Raw genomic sequence first — 19,835 nt, 5'->3', positions numbered from 1 at the left:
CGTTATGAGCGGTCCGACGACACGAGCGGTAGACCCGCTCCATCGGCCCTCCCCGATCTCCGGGGGTCGATCCCGGGGCTCGATCATCGCGAGACGACCGGAGGCGCCGGCAACGCGCCTCGGCTCCGCGCTCTTTCAGAAAATTTCGGGAACTCGAGCCCGGCATCTGGAGCGATAATTCCGCGATTCCTCATGTCTTTGCGAGGAATCATCCCCTTGCACGACGCAGGGGCCCCTCGCCGAAGTCGCGGAGGGGCTTCGAAATGCAAACTCCTCCCGCCGGGATCGAGGATCCGGGCGGGAGGAGCGTCGTGGTTTCGAGGCGGGCCGGGAGGCCCTCAGGCCGGCCGCATGGGCATCACTCGCCCGCGGCGGCCTTGGCCTTGGAGACCGGGACCAGGACCGCGTGAAGGACGCTCTTGTCCTCGTCGTCCTGGACGAAGGCGACGACGCTGACGTTCTCGAGCGAGACCGAGGGGAGCGGGGCCGAGAACGACGAGCCGTTCTCCTTGGTGAAGTCGCTCAGGTACGTCTCGATGGTCTTGCGGACAGAGGCGAGGCTGACGGTCTGCTCGAACTTGGCCTCGCCACCCTCGAAGGCCTTGCCGACCGGGCCGCCCGGCATCGAGCGGACGATGTGGTGGTGGAACCGCACCTTGTTGCGGCCGGGGTAGCGGACCTGCTCCTCGATCAGGGCGAGCCGGAGCTTCAGCTTCGACTCCTTCTTGCCCTTGGCATCGCCCGCGGTGGCCTCGGCCTTGGCGGTGGCCTTGATCTTCAGCTCTTCGCCTTCCTGCTCGACCTTGAGGTCGATGTCGGCCTTCTTCTTTTCCTTCAGGAGGCCGCCGATGACCTGGAGGAAGTCGTCGTACTTGCCCTTGGACATCGACAGGTCGCCGCCGCCGCCGGCCTCGGCCTTGCCGTTGAAGAAGGTGGACGGGGTCCCCTGGATTTCGGGGTAATACTCGGAGCGGGCGATCGCGTCGCTATTGGTGAGGGGGTCGGGGCCGGGGATGTGCAGGTGGTACTGGAGCGTGACGACCTCGGTAGGCTTGTAGGCGAGGTTCACCGCGTCGAAGGCGACGTCGGCGGCCACGCATGGGGGGCACTCGGAGCCGGTGAACAGCTCGAGCAGGACGACCCGGTCCCCTTCCTTGCGGCCGGCGAAGGCCTCGGGCTTGAACGGCGGGTGGGTCTTGTGATACTCCTCGTCGAGCCGGGCGTCATAGGCGAGCACCTTGGCCTCGGCCTCGGCCGTCATCTCCTTGTTGCCCGCGAGCTTGGCCGCGGCGGCGATCCCCTGCCAGAGGTCGGCCCTGGTCTCGGTCGACGCCTCGGGCTCAAGCGCCTTCTCGGCCTTGAGCCCCACCTCGAGGGCGAGGGCCGCGTTGGCCTTCTGCCCCGCCAGGGCCTTCAAGGCGACGGCCTGGGCCTCGGCTTCGAAGCGTTCTCCGTAGGGCTTGGCGTTCTCGACGAGCGTGTCGACGAACTCCTTGACGGTCTTCTCAGAGAGGCCGGCCGCCTCGGCGAGCCCGAGGATGTCGGCGTAGACCATCGCGAGCTTGGGGCTGTTCCCTTCCTTCTCGAGGATCTTGGTGAGCAGCTTGACCTTCGCCTTGGGGTCCTTCTGCTGCCGGCTCTCCATGTAATCCTTGATGGCGGCCGAGCCCTCATTGGGGTTGGGCGTGATCACCTTGACGTCGGTCTTGTCCAGGCGGGCGGCCGTGATGTTGCCCCGGAAATCCATGGTCCCATAGATATTCCCGTCCTTGCCGACCTTCCCCTTGAGCTGGAAGTCCATCATCCCGAGCTTGAGGTCGACGGTGACCTTGCCGTCCTTGACCTCGGCCCCCTTCGCGGCGGCCGGCACCTGGGCGGGGAGGGCCGAGCCGACGATCGCCGTCTCATACTTGGAGTCGTGCTTCTTGATCTCGAGCAGGACGACCTCCGACTCGCGCAGGGGCGAGATCAGCAAGAGCTTCCAACGCCCCTCGAGATTGGGTTCGTCGGCGGCCTTCGCGGGGGCATACGCCGCCCCGATGAGGCCGATTGTCAGGAACGTCGCCAGGACTCGTGATGTTCGGGCTCGCATGAAGAGCACCTTCTCCAAAGATTTCCCATCTGGGATCGTTCCGACCGACGGCCGTGAAGAGCGACCCAGCACTCTGTTCCTCGTCAAGATAGTTGTGGCTAACCTGTGTCGCAAGGAGCGGCCCTCAACACAAGGGGCTCGCGACGCGAAAGGCCCGTCGCCCGGGGGCTGCCCGAGGGGCTTGGCCCGCGCGAAGGCGCCCGACCGTCAAGGCCTGCGCGGTCGACGCGCCGGGGATCGGCGTCACATACCTCCGGATTGTTTCGTGGGATTGACTCATGGGTAGCAGTCAGCCCTGGCTCATGCGGGTAGAATCGTGGTGGGGATGCGGCCGATCCGGCTCGACTCGGGGGTAAGCACCATGAAGCTGCGAGGATCTCTCCGGGCTTTCGCGACGGCCGGCCTCGTCGCGCTGCTGCTGGGCGGCTCGGCGCCTGGAGTCGCCAGGGATCAGGCCCCGCTCCCGCCGCTGAATCAGAAGGTCCTCGACTTCTCCAAGGATCACCTCGGCAAGAAGGTCGGCGACGGCAGTTGCGTCACCCTGGCGGTCAAGGCCCTGGCCGAGGCCGGCGCCTATCAGTTCCCGCTGAGCCGGAGGGACGGGGACTACGTCTGGGGGGAGCCGGTCGCCAGCTTCCGCGACGCCCTGCCCGGCGATATCCTCCAGTTCCGCGACGCGGTCTTCCAGGGGAAGAAGCGGTATCGGGGCGGGCGCTGGGAGACCTGGCACCACTCCTACCCTCATCACACGGCGGTCGTTTCCAAGGTCAGCGACGAGGGGAAGACGGTCCTGATCCTCCACCAGAACATCGGCAGGGCCGAAACCGACGACGAAGCCAAGAAGACCGTCAAGGAATGGACGCTCAAGCCGGACTCCCTCCAAAAAGGGGGGTGGGTCCGGATTTACCGCCCAGTAGCTGCGAATGACGTGCCCAATTCGCCGAGGCCACGTTAGATAGGCGAACTCGGACGCGGGTCCGCCCCCCACGGATCCTGCCCGCTCGTGCGGGGCTGCGACGGACCTCCAAGGTCGACCCGCAGGGCAATACGCCCGGACGGCCCGACCCCTTTGGCATCAAATTGAGGTGGATGATGAGTCATGTCGTGCTGCCGAATATGGCCCAGGTCGTTTCCGAGCCCGTGCGCTGGCTCTGGGAAGGGCGAATCCCACTCGGCAAGGTGACGCTGCTCGAAGGGGATCCGGGCATCGGCAAGTCGACGCTCGCCCTCGACCTCGCCGCCAAGGTCAGCCAGGGGGCGCAGATGCCCTACTCCAAGGCGGGGCCGAGCGGGGCGTCGGACGTCGTCCTCTTCAGCGGCGACGACGACCTCGGCGACACCGTCCGCCCCCGCCTCGAGGCCGCGAACGCCGACCTGACCCGCATCAGGCCGATCGACCGCGAGGTCAAGCTGACCGACGTCGAGGCCATCCGCCCCGCATTGATCATCCTCGACCCCCTCTCCAGCTACTTCTGCCTCGCCTGCGAGCAGACCCCCCGCGACCTCATGCAGAGCATCGCCAGGCTCGCCCGCGACTCCGACGCCGCCGTCCTCGTCGTGCAGAGCCTCCCCAGCCGCGAGGATTCGGAGTGGGCGCGCGAGATCTACTCGGTCGCGCGCTCGGTCCTCACCATCACCACCATCGGGCTCAGCGGCAGGCGCCTCGCCGTCTCCAAGTCGAACCTCCGCTCGACATCCGAGGTCCTCCCACTGGTCTACCACCACGACGGCCGGGATGAAGTCCTCCGGATCATCGGATGGTCGGACGGACGCTGACACTTGGGTGTCGGCTCACAAACCCCGTTCACAACTCATCGAATTTTCGCGATAACGATTCGACCGAAAGAGACGTCCTTTCTCCTTTCCAGAGAAAGACTTGAGTGGATTTTCGTGCCCACGTTCCCGTCTTCTAGACGACCGGTCTAATAGAATTTCGTGTCGGCGGCTTGATCTTCTAGACGACCGGTCTAATATTCTGTCGTGACGATTGATCGCGGTGGATCAACCCATTGCGTTGGCCCACGGCCGTCATGTTTGGGGGTTGGTGTGATGAGTAAGGAAAAGACGAAGATCACCCTGCTCGAGGCCGGGAAGAAAGTCTTCCTGGAGAAGGGGTATAACAACGCCGGCATCGAGGCGATCTTGCAGACCGCCGGGGTGCCCAAGGGTTCGTTCTACTACTACTTCGAGAGCAAGGAAGACTTCGGGCTCCAGGTCATCAACCACTTCGCGGCGATCTATCAGGCCAACATCGAACAATTCCTCGACGACGAGGCCCTGGGCCCGCTCGAAAGGCTTCGCCGCTATTTCGAGTCGACGGTCGAACGTCTCGAGTCTCAGCAGTGTCGTAACGGTTGTCTCGTGGGGAACCTGAGCCAGGAGATGGCCGCCCAGAGCGAGGTCTTCCGGGCCCGCCTCGAGGAGATCTTCCAGGGGTGGGTCAACCGCTACGCCGAGGTCCTCGACCTCGCCCAGCGCTCCGGCGAGATTCCGCCCCACCTCGACGTCCACGAGCTCGCCGAGTTCTGGCTGAATAGCTGGCAGGGGGCCACCCTCCGTGCCAAGGCGACCCGGAGCACGGGCCCGCTCAGGACGTTCCTGAACATCATGTTTGGCTATATCCTCCAGGTCCAGGCCTGAGTTAGGCCGTGGGACGGGGCAAGGATGCCTCCCTGGAAAAGTGACTAGTAGACCGGTCGAATTCGGCTCTCGAATCCTTCGGATTGGGGACCGATGATGTTTCCTTTGCTCGTTCGGGGAAAGGACGACGAATCATGGCCACTGCTGACGCGTTATTGGATTCCGCTCTCGACCGATCCCCGTCCGTAGGTGTGTCTTCGAAGCGCCTGGATGCGACGGCCAAATCGAACCTCGACCGGCTCTATCGCCGAGGGGTCTCGGCCGAGATCCTCGCCGAGCAGTTCGGCGTCTCCGTCGCCAGGGTCGAGCGCGTCGCCAATGAGATGAGGGCGCGTAGGCTGCTCGAGCAGAAGCTCGAGTTCATGTTCGACGCGAGCTTCGAGGCGGCCGGTGCCGAAGTCTTGATTCTGGCCCCCGTACCGGGCACGCCCGATGGTAAGGCGCCTCGTCGCAGCAAGCCGCCCGAGGGGCTGCCCCCCTACCTGGCGAGCCTCTACGACGTCCCGCTCTTATCCCGCGAGCAGGAAGCCCACCTGTTCCGGAAGATGAACTACCTAAAATATCGGGCCAACCTGCTCCGGACGGCCCTCGACCCGGCCCGCGCCAAGGCGGCCGACATCAACGAGATCGAGCGGCTCCAGGCCGAAGGGCTCGCGATCAAGAACCAGCTCATCCGGGCCAACCTGCGGCTGGTCGTCTCGATCGCCAAGAAGCATCTGGGGACGGCGAACAACTTCTTCGAGCTGGTCAGCGACGGCAACATGTCGCTGATCCGTGCCGTCGAGAAGTTCGACTACTCCCGCGGCAATAAGTTCAGCACCTACGCGAGCTGGGCGATCATGCGGAACTTCATCCGCTCGATCCCCGAAGAGAAGCATCGCCGCGATCGGTTCGTCACCGGCCACGAGGAGATGTTCGAGGCCGCCGCCGACACCAGGACGGACGAGCACGAATACGAGTCGGCCCAGAAGCGCAACCAGGCGGCCGTGAAGGGCCTCCTGAGCAAGCTGAGCGATCGCGAACGCAAGATCATCGCCAGCCGCTACGGCCTCGAAGGGGCCGTCGAGCAGACCCTCGAGCAGCTCGGACAAGAACTCGGCGTGACGAAGGAGCGCGTCCGCCAGATCGAGTCGCGGGCCCAGGAGAAGCTCCGCAAGTTCGCGATGGAAGACCGGCTCGAACTGCCCATGATGTGAACCCAGATCGGATCGCAACGATTCAAGCCAACGACGGATCGGCCCTCGACAGCGGGGTCCGATCCGTTTCTTTTTGGTTCGAGGCAAGCGAACTCTGCTCGACCGCGCCCCGATTTTTCGAGCCCTCCGGTTGTGAGACAATCGGCGAGGCCTGGGCCGGCGATCGGCAGGGGTTGCGCCGGCCCTTCGAGATCCCATTCCGCCAACAGCGGCCTTTGAGTCGTAGGGATACCCTCATGCGAGCCTTCCGCATCCACGATTTCGGCGGCGCCGACGGCCTGCGCCTGGACGACGTCGCCAAACCGGAGCCCGGCCACGGCCAGGTGCTCGTCCGCGTCCGGGCCGCGTCGCTCAACTATCGCGACCTGCTCGTCGCGAAGGGGCTGTACAACCCGAAGCTCCCGCTGCCGATCGTGCCCCTCTCCGACGCGGCGGGCGAGGTCGAGGCGGTCGGCCCGGGAGTCACGAACGTCAAGGTGGGGGACCGCGTCGCCGGCATTTTCATGCAAGGCTGGATCTCGGGGGGACTGACCGACGCCGCGGCCAGGACGGCACTCGGCGGCGCGATCCCGGGGGTGCTCGCCGAGTCGGTCGTCCTCGACGCGAATGGCGTCGTGAAGATCCCGGAGCACCTCAGCTTCGAGGAGGGGGCCACCCTCCCCTGCGCGGCGGTCACGGCCTGGCACGCGATCTTCGAGAACGGGACCCCCAAGGCGGGCGACACCGTCCTCGTGCAAGGTACGGGGGGCGTCTCCCTCTTCGCGCTCCAGTTCGCGAGGATCGCCGGAGTCCGGGTGATCGCCACGTCGAGCAGCGACGAGAAGCTGGCGCGAGTCAAGGAGATGGGGGCCGCAGACCTCATCAATTACAAGACGACCCCCGACTGGGACAAGGCCGCGCGAAAGCTGACCGATGGCGTCGGGGTCGACCACGTCGTCGAGGTCGGCGGCTCGGGCACGCTGCCGAAATCCCTCGGCGCCGTGGCCAGCGGCGGCCGGATCAGCATGATCGGCGTCCTCTCGGGGGGCGGCGGCGAGATCGGCCTCTTCCCCGTCTTGATGAAGGCGATCCGCATCCAGGGGATCTACGTCGGCTCGCGCGCGATGTTCGAGGCGATGAACCGCGCGATCACCTACCACAAGATCCGCCCCGTCATCGACAGGGTCTTCCCGTTCGAGGAGGCCCCCGCCGCACTGCGACACATGGAGAGCGGCTCGCACTTCGGCAAGATCGTGATCAAGGGCGCCTGACGAGAGTATCGGGCGCGATGACGGAGGCTCGCGTGCGGGCATTCGCACGCGAACCTCCATTGCTCATCGGCATATCGAGATTCATGCGTCCGTCGGATCAATACTCGGAGGCATCGCCCATATCGGCCGCGATGGCCATGCCCAGCGCGACGCCGATCGGGATCAGGACGAGCACGGTCCCGATCAAGGCGGCCACCCAGGGACGCCCGTTGCGGATCGGCCCGATCCGCGTGATCCAGAGCAGGAGCGGGGCGATCGCCACGAGCGCCACTCCGGCCTGCGCCGCCTGGGCGTAGACGTGGCCTTCGAGCAGGAGTGACGCGATCGTCACGGCGATGACGGGGATCGTCCCCCTCGCGACGTTGATCGGCGAGTTCCGCCTGGAGACGAGCCAGGCGCCGAGGAGGGCCGAGGCCAGCGCCCCGCCGAGCCGACCGAGCACCATGCTCCCCGAGAGCAGCAGCACCGCCCCCGCGCCCCCGACCCAGGCCAGCAGGGGGACCATCAGCGCGGACCCTTTGAGCCGAGCCGCGAGGGCCTCGAGGTTGATCCAGGCCACCAGCACGATGGCGCCGAGGGCCGCGAGCCAGAGGTTGGCCTCGCGAGTGCCCCAGGTCTCCTGGATCGCGGGGCCGAGCATCACGAGCAGGACCGCCAGCGTGAAGATCAGGCCGTTCTCGCCGCGGACCCAGCGCGGGGTCGGCCTGGCGGCCTCGAAGATCCCGAGCACGATCGCCCCCGCCACGAGCCAGGGGATGCGGTCGGTCACATCCGACGACGGCCAGGCGATCGCGAAATGCCCGGCCAGATACCCGAGCCCGACCGCCGGCGGGAGCCCCCAGTCATACGCGGGGGGCGTCTCGCCCCGTCGCGAGATCAGGTGGCTCGCGAACAACACGAAGGCCGCCACGAGTGCGGGACCGACCACGCCGAACAGGACCGACGTCAGCACCATCATCATCGACAGGCCCTCCCGGGACCGAAGCACGACCACGAGCACCAAAGAGCCAGCGAAGCCGGCCGGGACGGAAAGGGCGTACGCGTCCCATCCCCACCCCGCCCCCGGCAACAAGGTCAGCGCGAGCCTCGGTCAACATTATGGGAGTCAGCCCAAGGGTCTCGATCGATCGTCGAGGCCCGGCGCGGGACTACGAACCCTTGGGCCGCCTCGCCTTCACCAGCAACCGATTCAGCTCGTCCAGCTCCTCCACGGAGAGGTGGCCGAGCTGCCTCTGATGCAGATCTCTCACGGGCTCGTCGAGCCCCCCCAGCAAGGTCAGGCCCGCCTCCGTGATCCGGACGAGGACGACCCGCCGGTCCTCCTGCGTCCGGCAACGCTCCACCAGCCCCGCCGACTCCAGCCGGTCGACCAGCCGCGTGATATCCGGAAGGTGCGAGATCATCCGGCTCGCCACCTCCAGGCAGGGCAGCTCCGTCCCGGCCCCGCGCAGGATCCGCAGCACGTTGTACTGCGCGTGCGTCACCCCGCGCTGCTTGAACAGGCGCGAGAACTCCGACTCGAGGATGTCCGCCGTCCTCGCCAGGTTGAGGTAGACCTCCTGCTGGGGAGACTCGAACGGATCGCGCTTCTTGATCTCGTCCCCCAGCTCGCTGCGGACCGAGACCGAATCATCTGAAGGTTCGCTGCTCATGGATTCAAACTATCGCACGACAATATTTGTGTCAACAATCATCGTCGATTACGATGATACGGAGTCACGTCCCCGGGCTACAATACGTTGAATCGCACGGGCGAGGTGAATCCGGTCGGAGCCGATCGGGACTCGCCCCGGAGATTTCGGCGAGCGGGAATCCGGGGCGAGGGTCGATCGATGGCAGGGCGGCATGACTCCACGCGAGCGAAGATCCGTCGGGCGCTGGTCCAGCGCATCCTGGACGGGACGTACCAGCCGGGCGACCGCCTCGTGGAATTGCAGATCGCCGGCGAGTTCCGCTCGAGCCAGGGGCCGGTCCGCGAGGCCCTGCGAGAGCTGGAGGCGCTCCGCCTGGTCGAGTCGGTGACGTACCGGGGCACGCGAGTCCGGGGCATCAGCGAGCCCGAGATGTGCGAATCCACGCACGTGCGCGGGGTCCTGGAGGAGGAGGCCGCGAAGCTCGGCGCCGAAGCGTTGGCCAAGGACATCGGCCCGCTCCGCGAGCAGCTCGAGGGGATCCGCAAGGCGGCGAGGAAGCACGACCTCGACGCCTACGCCGAGCAGAACATGGAGTTCCACCGGACGGTGGTGAAGGCCTCGGGCAACTCGGTCCTCCTGCGGCTCTGGGATTCCTTGATGCTCGAGGTCCGCGTGCGAGTCGGCCTGAACCAGCGCTCGTTCAACCTTGAGGCCGTCGCCGAATCCCACGCGCCGATCGTCGAGGCCCTCGCGCGGGGCGACGGAGTCGAGGCCGGCCGCCTCCTGCGCGCCCACGCCGGCTGCTTCTCCGCCCCCGACCGCATCCCGCCCGAGTACCTCGCCGAGCCGGCCGCGGCCCCTGCCCCCTTCACCGCCGAGCCGAGTAACCCCTCGGCCAGAACCGCCTGAGGCGGTGCAACGGGTCAAACCTTTAAGTCTCCTTGCTGCGGCGGAGGGATGCGGAGGTCGTGAATGATCTCCGCCGGGGGATCCTGGACGGGGATGGAGATCTCGATGGGTTTCACCCCCTTCGGCCCCTGGAGGCGATAGTCGCCGGGGCCGAGCAAGAACTCGTAAGTGCCGTCCTTCTCGGTCTGCTTCCAGAAGTGTAGCATGACGTGGCGCGGGATGCGATCTTCCTTGCGTCGGAGTTCCTCGGGGATCTCCCCCCGATCGACACTCACCGTCACGAAGGCCTCCGGGACGGGTCGACCGTCCCGGCCGATCGTAAGCCGACCGCGCAGCTGGGTTCCTCGCCCGACGACGAAATCCAGTCCGTCCACCGGCTTCCCGGCCCGGAGCACGACTCCGGCCTTGTACGGGGCCGCCAACCCATCTCCGCTCGCCGTGATGACGTACGACTGCTCGGAACAGGCCCGCAACCGATAACGCCCTTCGGCATCGGTCCTGGAGTTGCCGTCTAACCCGATAGTCCCCGAACCTCGCGCGTAGGCCCAGACCATGATCCCCGCCGCGGGCCGGCCGTCGGCATGGGTGACGCGACCCGAGAGTTCCTCGACCGGGAGCTGCGTGAGGACGAGTTCATCCACGGGATTCTCCGGGTCGAATCGGGTCTCATGCTCGGCCTGGTGCCAGTCCTCGGATCGGGTTCGGAACCCGAGAGGACCATGCAAGGCCTCCGGCAGCCAGTCGATGACCGCAACCCCATCCTCCTGCGTTATCGGCCTGGATCCCCAAGGGATCGCGTTGATCATTCCCAGCTCATAGCCTGCCTTCTGAATCACCGAGGGCGAGACCCTGATGCCGGCGACCGGCTTGCCCGCGAGGTCGACCGCCTTGATCCGCAGTCGACGAGCCCCGTCGAGCTTGAGTGTCAGTGTTTCCGGCACCGGCCTGAGAGGCCCTCTCGGTGCTTGCCTGAACCCGGCATAGTCGAAGCCTACCCCCGACTTCCAAGCCGAGACCCACCACACCGGAATCGAATCCTCCCATTTCTCGGCGTCGGCCGGGATCTTGATCCTCCACCAGCCCTCCGCGTCGGTCATGCCCTCGGCGATTTCGGTCCCCGGCACGATGAAGGCGAGAGAAGCCCCGGCCACCGGCTTCCCGCCTCGATCCTTGACCTGGACGGCCAGGGACTTCGGGGCCTTGAGGACGATGCGAACCGGCTCCGACCTCTTCTGAATAAAGGCGAGAAAGCCGAGCCGTCCATCGGCGGCTTCCGCCTTGAGACGACCGAAGATTCTCCCATCCATCATCAATTCCATGGCGATGGCAAACGTGCCATCATCCCCGGTCGTCGCCAGGTCGGTGCCGTCCATCTCCACGTGCCTGGAGCTGACACGGACACCGCCGACGGGCTTGCCCTCTTCATCGACGACGATCCCCTTGAGGGATGTCATTTCCAGGGCGACCGCGGCCGACGCCGAGATCTCGAACGCGAGCATCATCAGTATGCAGAACCGGACGGACAGCCAGAGCGCACGCCCCATCATGGACCCACGACCCACGCCGTTGCCACGTTGCATCGATTCCTCCAGACGACGAGCAAGCCTGCTCGTCTCGTCGGCCCGCCGCCCGTTGCCAGGTCGGAAACGCCAATTGACGCTTCAATGGAGAGAGATGGAAGCGTGGGGGGATCTTCAGGATATCATGATCTCGCGAGGAAGCGACGCCTTAGTGACACTGCTCCTTGTCCAAGGATCGAGATGATTTATCACGACGTGGGTCGTCTGGGGAAATTTTGTGTTCAAATGACGACGAGCCCCGAAACAACGGCCGAGGGAGAATGACGATGCGTCGGATCGCCGGATACCCTCTCTGGCTGGGGCATGCGGGGGATGGGCGGGATCTGCGGGCGATCCACGAGGCGGGAATCGAGGCGGTCGTCGACCTCGCAGCGAATGAGCCGCCGGCTGTGCTGTCGAGGGATCTGATCTACCTGCGTTTCCCGCTGGCCGACGGGCCGGGAAATCCCCCCTGGCTCGTCCGCCTGGCGGTCGAGTCGGTCGCGAAGTTGCTCGCATCGGGAACACCGACGCTCGTCTGTTGCAGCGAGGGGTTGAGCCGATCTCCCTGCATCGCCGCCGCCGCGATTGACCACCTCAATCCGGGTGAGACTCCTCAAGGGCTTGCCAGAATCGCCGGTGCCGGGATCGCCGATGCCTCGCCCCTCCTCTGGGCGGAAGTCGTCCGCATCACGGCGAATCAGGATAAAATGATCGATTGAGATCATTCATGATGGAGAAGCTCTCTGTCATGCGGTGGATACTCACGTTCTCAAAATTGACGACGACAACCCTCAGAAACGAAACAAGCCGGCACTCGCACGCGGGTGGCATGCGGGCCGGCAGGTGGTTCGTTGCGAAGATGTAAGGGTCGTCTCGCCCGCGGTCAGGCGGCGAGGCGAACCGTCATCGAAACCGCGGAGAGACAGCGCGGAAGGCCAATGGCGGCCGCCTTCACGGGGATGGCCTTCTTGGGTTCGTCCGGCTTCGCGTCCTTCGGCTCCTTGGCCAGCTCGGTCGGTGTGCCTGGCTCGGCGGCCTTGGCTTTGTCCTTATCTTTATCCGACTCGCCGTCCTTCTTCTTGGCGCCGGCGTCGGCGAGCTTCTTGGCCGAACCGTCGCGGATCGGCGTATTCGGGTCGATGTAGGCGGAGGGGTTCCAGACAGCCTGATCGGTATATTCGCCCGGCTTGCGGACGACGTGCTCGGTCGGCGCCGTCTTCTTGTAGACGATCCGGCATTCCTTGATCTTGAGCGTGTCCGCCTGGGTGCGGCTGGACGTGCGCCCGATCTTGCCCAGGGAGAGGATCTTGCTCGCGTCGGAGGTGGCGAGCTCGGCCGCGTTCGTGCCGTTGATCGTCAGCGTACGCGAGCCTTCCTCGACCTCCTCGGCGCGTACGATCTCGTACCCCGAGGGGAAGTGCTTCGACATCAATTCCTCGGCATGCTGCCGGTAATAGGTCGGCCAGCGGGACGTGTTCTCCGGCAGCCCGATGACTCCGGATTGGCCATCCTGGTACACGTATCGGACCTGTCCCGTCCCCGCACAACCGAGGGCCCCGGTGCTCAGGGCCACGAAAATCATGCCCATCCTAAGATCGCCAAGCATCGCTACCACCTCTTTGGAAGGCGGCCGTCTCCTGAGGCTCGACCTTCCACGGCTCGTGATGGCGCTCGACCGCATCCCTGCGGGGAGGCCGGACTCGGCGCGAAACTCAGTGGTGGAGATTCAAGGGTGTGTTATCGAGGTGTTCGGCGGGGTTGCACTTTAATTATTGTGGCAAGATGAATGCCAAAACAAGGGGCCAACGCGAAAGTCCGTCATGATCCGACCCCATGCGAGGGGCAGTCCCCTCGTGCGCAGGCCCTTGCGAGTTGTTTTCGGCCTCCCTACAGTAGGGCGCCTCTCCGGGCGCATCCGCCCGAATGAGCGGCAAAGCCCTTTCGCCTCGCGGCGAATTGTAGAAATCACCTAAAGATGAGACGGAGGTCGCGATGACACCCGACCCGGAGACGAATCGCCTCCTGTCGGCCGAGGACCATGCGCAACTCGCCCGCGTGGTCATGAGAAGGCAAGCGGCCTTGAGCCTCAGGGTGGCCGCGGTCTTCCTGACGCTGCTGCTGGGCCTGCCGCTGGTCAATGCCTTCTGGCCCGAGCTGGCGAATCGGCCGGTGCTCGGGTTCACGGCGACCTGGCTCTTCCTGGGCGTGCTCTCCTTCCCGGTCACGGTCCTGCTCTCCGCCTATTTCGTCAGGGCCTCGAACCGCATCGAGGCCTCGTGCCAGGACTGGCGCGACTTCCTCGAGAACCCCGCCGGCTCAGAGAGCGAGGCCTCGCGATGACGAATATCTCCTGGATTGCGGTCGCGTTCGTCGTCCTGATGACGGCGGCCACGGTGGGCCTCGGCATCTACGCCACGCGCAAGGCGCGGACGGCCTCCGACTTCTTCGTCGCCGGGCGCTCGGTGAGCGTCTTCTGGAACGCCTCGGCGATCTCCGGCGAATACCTCTCGGCCGCCTCATTCATGGGGATCGCCGGGCTCCTGATGAAGAACGGGTATGACGTACTCTGGTATCCCGTCTGTTATGCGGCGGGATATCTGTTCCTGCTCCTCTTCATCGCCGGCCCCTTGCGCCGGTTCGGGGCGTACACGATCCCCGACTTCGCCGAGGGGCGGTTCGACAGCCCGATCTTCCGCAAGATCGCCGTGACGTTCGTCCTCTTCATCGGGTTCTTCTACACGATGCCCCAGATGAAGGGGGCCGGCGTGGTGATGGGGACGATCATGAACTGGCCGTACTGGGCCGGCATCGTCGTCGTCGGCGCGGTCATCACGTTCAACGTCGCGCTCGGCGGCATGAAGGGGATCACCTTCGTCCAGGCCTTCCAGTACTGGGCCAAGGCCTTCGCGATCTCCCTGCCCATCTTCATTTTGATGTCGGTCTTCGGCGGCTACTCGTCGAATCTCCAGGCCCTCGAGCACGAGCCGGCCTCCATCCCGACCCTGGTCGCGGACACGACCGTGGCCGTCAAGGGGGCGGAAGGCTATCCCGCCAACGTCGTCACCTTCTCCGCGGCGGGGACGACCCGCGTCGAGTTTCCCGGCGGCGCCGTGATCGACAAGGTCACTCCGGCGCGGGCTCCCCTCGAAGGCGAGGACGCCCCCGAGTTGCCGATCAAGCCGGGCAAGCTCATCGCGGGCACGATCGTCGACATCGGCTCCGTCGCCGCGACGAAGGACGGCAAGCCCGTCTTTCAGGGGGAGAAGCCGGTCGTCTCCGGGCTCAAGCTCGAGTTCGCCAAGCCGGCCAGGATGACCCTGCCGAAGGGGAGCCTCGCCCCCAATGCTCCCGCGAACAAAAAGTGGCTCGAGCCGTTCGGCCCGTTGACGTCGAAGCACGGCTACCCCCTGCTCTACACGTACTCCCTGATCATCGCCCTGATCTGCGGGACGGCCGGGCTGCCCCACATCCTCGTGCGGTTCTACACGAACCCCGACGGCCGCGCGGCCAAGCGCACGACCCTCTGGGTCATGGTGATGCTGGGGGCCTTCTACGTCTTCCCGCCGATGTGGGGCGTCCTGGGGCGCGCGGCCTCGCCGGGGCTCTACGCCAACAACACGACCGATAGCGTCGTGATTCGCCTGCCGATGGCGCTCGAGAGCCCATTGCTCGGCCAGATCCTGAGCGGGATCACCAGCGCGGGGGCCTTCGCCGCGTTCATGTCGACCTTCTCCGGCCTGCTCGTGAGCATGTCGGGGGCCCTGGCCCACGACATCTACGGCAGGATCCTGCGACCGTCGGCGTCGCCCGAATCGAGGCTACTGGCCTTCAAGGTCTCGGCCGTGATCGTGGGGACGGTCTCGATCCTGCTGGGCTTCCTCGTCGAGTCGTTCGACATCGCGATGATGGTCGGCTGGGCCTTCGCGATCGCGGCGGCCTCGTACTTCCCGCTGCTGTTGCTCGGCTCGTGGTGGCCGGGCCTCACCAAGTTCGGCGCGGCGAGCGGGATGCTGATCGGCGGCCTGCTCTCGCTGGCGGCCATCGTCACGTCCATGCTCCTCGACAAGAAGATCCTGACCCTCCACGTCGAGCCCTTGTGGCGGTCGTTGCTGGAGCAGCCGGCGATCTGGGGTGTCCCCCTCTCGCTCGGCGTGATGTATGCCGTCTCGAAGCTGACGGTCAAGCACATCCCGGCCGACGTCCACCTGAAGATGTTACGGCTCCACGCCCCCGAGGAGTTGGGGCTTTCCAAGAATTATATCGAGCACTGAGCGCCAACGAAGGCGGGGCCGGGACCGAGCATTGCCCGACCCGACCCCGCCTCGATCCTGGAGTTCATCGGCTCAGGCCTCGCCGTCGGCCTTGACGGTCGGCGTGTCGACGAGGTGCTCGGCGATGAACCAGACCTGGAGCTCGTTGGTGCGGATCACGTCGCTGACGAGCATGTCGTTGGTGCCGTCGTCGCCCCTGTCGGCGGCGGCCTTGGCGGCCTTGCGGGCCCCCTTCAGGACGATCTCGTGGGCCTCGAGCAGGCGGGAGATCTGCACGGGGACTTCCTCGCGGCCCTTGGGCGGGCGCGGGACCTGCGTCAGCTCGACGACATCATGCGGCATGGCGATGCTCACGCCGCCGAGGGACTGGATCCGCTCGGCCAGGCCGTCGACGAGCTCGGCCTGCTCGCCGTGGTGCTTGTCGAACAGGAGATGGAGTTGGTAAAAGGTCGGGCCCGAGACTTGCCAGTGATGCTTCTTGTAGAGGTCGCGGACCGACATGGTGTCGGCCAGGATCTGGTTCAGGGCCTCGACGCTGGCGGCGCAGGTGGATTCCTCGAGGCCGATCGGCAGGCGGGTGATGGTGCCGTACGGCTGGGTCTCCTTCGATCGCTGGTGGAGCAGCGGCTGGGCCTTCTCGCTCGTCCCCGGGCTGCCGTGGCCGTTCCCGTTCGTGATCTTCTTGGAAGTCGTTGGGCGAGTTTTCATGGTTTGCGGGCTCTCGTCGTGGGCACATCCATTCATCGGTAACCGTCGTCGGGCATGGCGGGAGGCTGGCGGATCCCGGCAGGCCACGACGAACACCAAGGTATTGTAGGGTCGCCGTCTCGGGCTCGGCGAAAGGGACGCCTCGCGGATTGTCATCCCGGGCGGCCCCACCCACAATAGGCCCGAATCCCGGCGGCGAGGGCGAGGCCCGGCCGACCTCGGATTCGAGGACCCGGCGCGGGCCCCAACGCAAAGGTGACGGAGACGCATCGTGTGGGATTTCGAGACCTCGGTTGATGAATCGACGGGTGAGAACCTTTATGAGATCCCCATGTCCGGGAGCAGCCTGCTCGGCTGCCCCGTCTTCAACAAGGGGAGCGCCTTCACGGAAGAGGAACGCGCCGAGTTCGGCCTCCACGGGCTCTTGCCCCCCCACGTCGGCACCCTTGACGAGCAACTCGCACGCCGCTACGGCGATTTCCAGCAGCGTACGTCGAGCATCCTCCAGCATATCTACCTTCGCGACCTCCAGGACCGCAACGAGGTCCTCTTTTACAAGCTGATGAAGGGGCACATCGCCGAGATGATGCCCCTGATCTATACCCCCGTGGTCGGCGAGGCCTGCCAGCACTTCAGCAAGATCTACCGGAGCCCCCGGGGCCTCTTCCTCTCGTACCAGTATCGGGACGAGATGGAGTCGATCCTCGAGAACCGCCCGTACAAGGACGTGGACGTGATCGTCGTCACCGACGGCGAGCGGATCCTCGGCCTCGGCGACCTCGGCGTGGGGGGCATGGGGATCCCCGTGGGCAAGCTCGCCCTCTATACCCTCTGCGGCGGCATCCACCCCGCGCGGACCCTCCCGATCCTGCTCGACGTCGGCACGGATAACCCCGACTCCCTCGCCGACCCCCTCTACCTCGGGTGGCGGCACGAGCGTGTGCGGGGTCAGGCTTATGACGACTTCATCGAGGCCTTCGTCCAGGCGGTGACGAAGGCCCTGCCCAACACCCTGCTCCAGTGGGAAGACTTCGCCCTCCCCAACGCCCATCGACTGCTCGATCGCTATCGAGATCGGCTCTGCACGTTCAACGACGACATCCAGGGGACGGCCGCGGTGGCCCTCTCCGCCGTCCTCGCCGCCGGCGAGGTCGCGCAGACGAAGTTGGTCGATCAGCGCATCGTCGTCCTCGGCGCGGGCACGGCGGGGACCGGCATCAGCGACCAGATCGTCGCGGCGATGGTCGACGACGGTTTGAGCGAGGCCGAGGCCATCGCGAGGATCTGGCTCGTCGACCGCCACGGCCTGCTCGTCGAGGGCATGACGGGGCTCCAGCCCTTCCAGGCGAAGTACGCCAAGCCTCGCGCGATGGTCGCAAGCTGGCCGGACCTCGGCGACGAGATCTCTTTCCTGGACACGATCGAGAACGTCAAGCCGACCGTGCTGATCGGGACCTCGGGCCAGCCGGGGGCCTTCCGGGAGGAGGCCATCAGGCGCATGGCCAGCCACGTCCAACGCCCGGCCATCTTCCCGCTCTCGAACCCGACCTCGCGCTGCGAGGCGATCCCGGCCGACCTCGTCGTCTGGACCGAGGGGCGGGCCCTGATCGCCACCGGGAGCCCCTTCGCCGACGTCCCGCACAACGGCCGGGTCTTCCGCATCGGGCAATGCAATAACTCGTACATCTTCCCCGGCATGGGCCAGGGGATCATGACTTCGGGGGCGAGCCGGGTCTCCGACACGATGTTCCTCGCCGCCGCACGGACCCTCTCGCAGAACGCCCCCGCCCGACGCTCGCCCGACGCCTCGCTCTTCCCCGCCCTCGAGGAGATCGACAAGGTCTCGCGCCAGATCGCCAAAGCCGTGGCCCTCCAGGCCCAGGCCGAGGGGCTTGCCGAGACGACCAGCGAAGAGGAGTTGGACCGCCGGTTCGACGCCCGATGGTGGCAGCCCGAGTACCCGAAGATCCGCCGAAAGCATTGACACTTGACCAGCATACCCCCGGGGTATTACCCTGTCGCTCAAGCGGCGGGACTCCAAGCGGGTGCAGGGACCGTCTTCGTACGGCCTCGAACACCTCTTCGGGGTTACCCCGAGGGATCGCGTGAGACGAGCATGATCGGCGCGTGTGCGGCGCTACGCCCTGCGTAGTTGAGCACACGCCGGACGAGTCGGGTTGGAGTCTCGCCGCTGTTTACCAAGGGCTGTTCGTACGAGTTCGTCTCCCGGCAACTCGCCGAGGCCCTCCTCGAAGGCCCCTGGGAGACGGAGGCGCTGCTCGCGAGGGGTCGGAGTTTCTTCGGAGGTCGCCCCCGCTGGCTCCCCGCGCTCATCAAGCGCCTGATACGTCACTTCGGCGAGTCGTCCCGACCCAGGCTCTTCCATCTCGTGGCCTTCCTTTGCATCGACGAGAAGTTCCTCTTCGCCTGCGGCGAGGAGAACAGGCGCCTGCACGACCAACCTCACGCCCAGAACAGGTTCCTTCAGGCCCAGACGCCCTTGATGGCCCCCGCGAAGGGCCCACCTTCGTCCTGGGATCTACACCCGTTGACGACGAGGGCCGAGTTGGCCCCCTGGCTTGCCCTGACCCCCGCGGAGCTGGCCTGGTTCGCCGACGTCCAGTCGCGGGGTGGCAAGATCACCGAAGGCCCGCTGACGCACTATCGCTACCACTGGCAGCCCAAGGCCTCCGGTTCGGCCCGGCTGATCGAATGCCCCAAGTCCCGGCTCAAGGCGATCCAGCGTCGGGTGCTGGATGAGATCCTCGCGAAGATCCCGCCGCACGACGCGGCCCACGGCTTCCGCCTCGGACGCTCGATCCGCACGTATATCGAGCCGCATATCGGACAATACGTCGTCCTGAAGCTCGACTTACGCCACTTCTTCCCCTCGGTAGGATTCGCCCAGGTCCTCGCGGTCTTCCGCACGGCCGGGTATCCCGAGGCCGTCGCGCAGGCCCTGGCCGGGATCTGCACGAATGCGGTGCCGCCAAGGGTCTGGCGCGATCCCGCCTGCCCGCTCGTCGGGGACGAACTCTGGCGAACCCGGCAGGTCTTCTGGCGTCCCCACCTGCCGCAGGGGGCCCCGAGTTCTCCCGCGCTGGCGAATCTCTGCTTCCGGAGCCTCGACGCCCGCCTCTCGGCCCTGGCGAGCATGGCAGGAGCCCGGTACACACGCTATGCCGACGACCTGGCCTTCTCGGGAGGCCCCGAGTTCGCCAGAGGGGTCGACCGCTTCCACATCCAGGTGGCCGCCATCGCGATCGAGGCAGGGTTCGCCATCCAGACCCGCAAGACGCGCCTGATGCGTCGAGGGGGCCGGCAGAAGATCGGCGGGGTCGTGGTCAACGAGGTCCCGAACGTCCCTCGCGATGACTATGACCTCCTGAAAGCCACCCTGTACAACTGCGTCCGGCACGGCCCCGAGGCGCAGAACCGCCGGAAACTCCCCGATTTCCGGGCCCATCTGGCGGGCCGGGTCCAGTACGTGGCGACGCTCAACCCCGCCCGAGGTCGCAAGCTCATGTCGATGTTCGAGCGGATCGCCTGGTGAGGGCCGAGCGTGTATCCTGG

17 protein-coding genes are annotated in these 19,835 nt (G+C 66.1%); 11 read left to right on the top strand and 6 right to left on the bottom strand.

The annotated features are described in order from the left end of the window. Nucleotides 1-358 precede the first annotated feature (358 nt). The gene (locus ACOYYX_RS04840; RefSeq protein WP_422928805.1) at nt 359-2,092 is read right to left on the bottom strand and encodes a hypothetical protein; all 1,734 of its coding nucleotides are present in this window, start codon (nt 2,090-2,092) and stop codon (nt 359-361) included. A 361-nt stretch (nt 2,093-2,453) separates the two neighbouring features. Here ACOYYX_RS04840 and ACOYYX_RS04835 point away from each other — a divergent pair, with 361 nt between their 5' ends. From ACOYYX_RS04835 to ACOYYX_RS04815, 5 genes are all read left to right on the top strand, one after another. After that, nucleotides 2,454-3,047 (top strand): hypothetical protein, encoded by a 594-nt coding sequence (locus ACOYYX_RS04835; protein WP_422928804.1) that lies wholly within the window; start codon nt 2,454-2,456, stop codon nt 3,045-3,047. Nucleotides 3,048-3,196: 149 nt separating this feature from the next. Beyond that, the gene (locus ACOYYX_RS04830; protein ID WP_422928803.1) at nt 3,197-3,868 is read left to right on the top strand and encodes an AAA family ATPase; all 672 of its coding nucleotides are present in this window, start codon (nt 3,197-3,199) and stop codon (nt 3,866-3,868) included. A 273-nt stretch (nt 3,869-4,141) separates the two neighbouring features. Beyond that, nucleotides 4,142-4,732 carry a TetR family transcriptional regulator C-terminal domain-containing protein gene (locus ACOYYX_RS04825; protein ID WP_422928802.1) on the top strand — a complete coding sequence of 197 codons (591 nt, stop codon included), beginning with the start codon at nt 4,142-4,144 and terminating at the stop codon, nt 4,730-4,732. A gap of 134 nt (nt 4,733-4,866) precedes the next feature. Beyond that, nucleotides 4,867-5,928: a sigma-70 family RNA polymerase sigma factor gene (locus tag ACOYYX_RS04820; RefSeq protein WP_422928801.1), complete on the top strand. Its 1,062-nt coding sequence runs from the start codon at nt 4,867-4,869 to the stop codon at nt 5,926-5,928. Between the two features lie 236 nt (nt 5,929-6,164). Further along, entirely contained in the window at nt 6,165-7,178 is a 1,014-nt protein-coding gene (locus tag ACOYYX_RS04815; RefSeq protein ID WP_422928800.1) for a zinc-dependent alcohol dehydrogenase family protein, read from the top strand. Nucleotides 7,179-7,275: 97 nt separating this feature from the next. On the opposite strand, the gene ACOYYX_RS04810 is transcribed toward ACOYYX_RS04815, so the two are convergent. Together ACOYYX_RS04810 and ACOYYX_RS04805 are read right to left on the bottom strand one after the other, a co-directional pair. Continuing rightward, nucleotides 7,276-8,139 (bottom strand): hypothetical protein, encoded by an 864-nt coding sequence (locus ACOYYX_RS04810; protein ID WP_422928799.1) that lies wholly within the window; start codon nt 8,137-8,139, stop codon nt 7,276-7,278. Nucleotides 8,140-8,326: 187 nt separating this feature from the next. Then, nucleotides 8,327-8,830 carry a MarR family winged helix-turn-helix transcriptional regulator gene (locus ACOYYX_RS04805; RefSeq protein WP_422928798.1) on the bottom strand — a complete coding sequence of 168 codons (504 nt, stop codon included), beginning with the start codon at nt 8,828-8,830 and terminating at the stop codon, nt 8,327-8,329. 180 nt (nt 8,831-9,010) lie between these two features. Here ACOYYX_RS04805 and ACOYYX_RS04800 point away from each other — a divergent pair, with 180 nt between their 5' ends. After that, on the top strand, nt 9,011-9,721 hold the full coding sequence (locus ACOYYX_RS04800; protein ID WP_422928797.1) for a GntR family transcriptional regulator: 711 nt from the start codon (nt 9,011-9,013) through the stop codon (nt 9,719-9,721). A gap of 14 nt (nt 9,722-9,735) precedes the next feature. On the opposite strand, the gene ACOYYX_RS04795 is transcribed toward ACOYYX_RS04800, so the two are convergent. After that, nucleotides 9,736-11,301, bottom strand: coding sequence for a carboxypeptidase-like regulatory domain-containing protein (locus ACOYYX_RS04795; protein WP_422928796.1), 1,566 nt, complete (start codon nt 11,299-11,301; stop codon nt 9,736-9,738). A gap of 266 nt (nt 11,302-11,567) precedes the next feature. Here ACOYYX_RS04795 and ACOYYX_RS04790 point away from each other — a divergent pair, with 266 nt between their 5' ends. Next, a complete protein-coding gene (locus tag ACOYYX_RS04790; protein ID WP_422928795.1) occupies nt 11,568-12,002 on the top strand; it encodes a protein-tyrosine phosphatase family protein in 435 nt (144 codons plus the stop codon). A 164-nt stretch (nt 12,003-12,166) separates the two neighbouring features. On the opposite strand, the gene ACOYYX_RS04785 is transcribed toward ACOYYX_RS04790, so the two are convergent. Further along, nucleotides 12,167-12,871, bottom strand: coding sequence for a hypothetical protein (locus ACOYYX_RS04785; protein ID WP_422928794.1), 705 nt, complete (start codon nt 12,869-12,871; stop codon nt 12,167-12,169). Nucleotides 12,872-13,275: 404 nt separating this feature from the next. Between ACOYYX_RS04785 and ACOYYX_RS04780 the strand changes: the two genes are divergently transcribed. Together ACOYYX_RS04780 and ACOYYX_RS04775 are read left to right on the top strand one after the other, a co-directional pair. Beyond that, nucleotides 13,276-13,623, top strand: a complete 348-nt coding sequence (locus tag ACOYYX_RS04780) for a DUF485 domain-containing protein (RefSeq protein ID WP_422928793.1) — start codon at nt 13,276-13,278, stop codon at nt 13,621-13,623. Then, the gene (locus ACOYYX_RS04775; protein ID WP_422928792.1) at nt 13,620-15,554 is read left to right on the top strand and encodes a cation acetate symporter; all 1,935 of its coding nucleotides are present in this window, start codon (nt 13,620-13,622) and stop codon (nt 15,552-15,554) included. The genes ACOYYX_RS04780 and ACOYYX_RS04775 overlap by 4 nt, the downstream gene beginning before the upstream one ends. Nucleotides 15,555-15,626: 72 nt before the next feature. Here the strand turns inward: ACOYYX_RS04775 and ACOYYX_RS04770 are convergent, their stop codons facing one another. Further along, a complete protein-coding gene (locus ACOYYX_RS04770; RefSeq protein WP_422928791.1) occupies nt 15,627-16,262 on the bottom strand; it encodes a Dps family protein in 636 nt (211 codons plus the stop codon). Between the two features lie 331 nt (nt 16,263-16,593). Here ACOYYX_RS04770 and ACOYYX_RS04765 point away from each other — a divergent pair, with 331 nt between their 5' ends. Both ACOYYX_RS04765 and ACOYYX_RS04760 read left to right on the top strand, forming a co-directional pair. After that, nucleotides 16,594-18,246 (top strand): NAD-dependent malic enzyme, encoded by a 1,653-nt coding sequence (locus ACOYYX_RS04765; RefSeq protein ID WP_422931590.1) that lies wholly within the window; start codon nt 16,594-16,596, stop codon nt 18,244-18,246. 168 nt (nt 18,247-18,414) lie between these two features. After that, on the top strand, nt 18,415-19,815 hold the full coding sequence (locus tag ACOYYX_RS04760; RefSeq protein ID WP_422928790.1) for a reverse transcriptase family protein: 1,401 nt from the start codon (nt 18,415-18,417) through the stop codon (nt 19,813-19,815). The last annotated feature ends 20 nt before the right edge of the window (nt 19,816-19,835 follow it).

The sequence above is a fragment of the Singulisphaera chitinilytica genome (genome assembly GCF_049331405.1).
Lineage (GTDB): Bacteria > Planctomycetota > Planctomycetia > Isosphaerales > Isosphaeraceae > PoT.
This window is presented reverse-complemented; position numbering and strand designations above follow the sequence as displayed.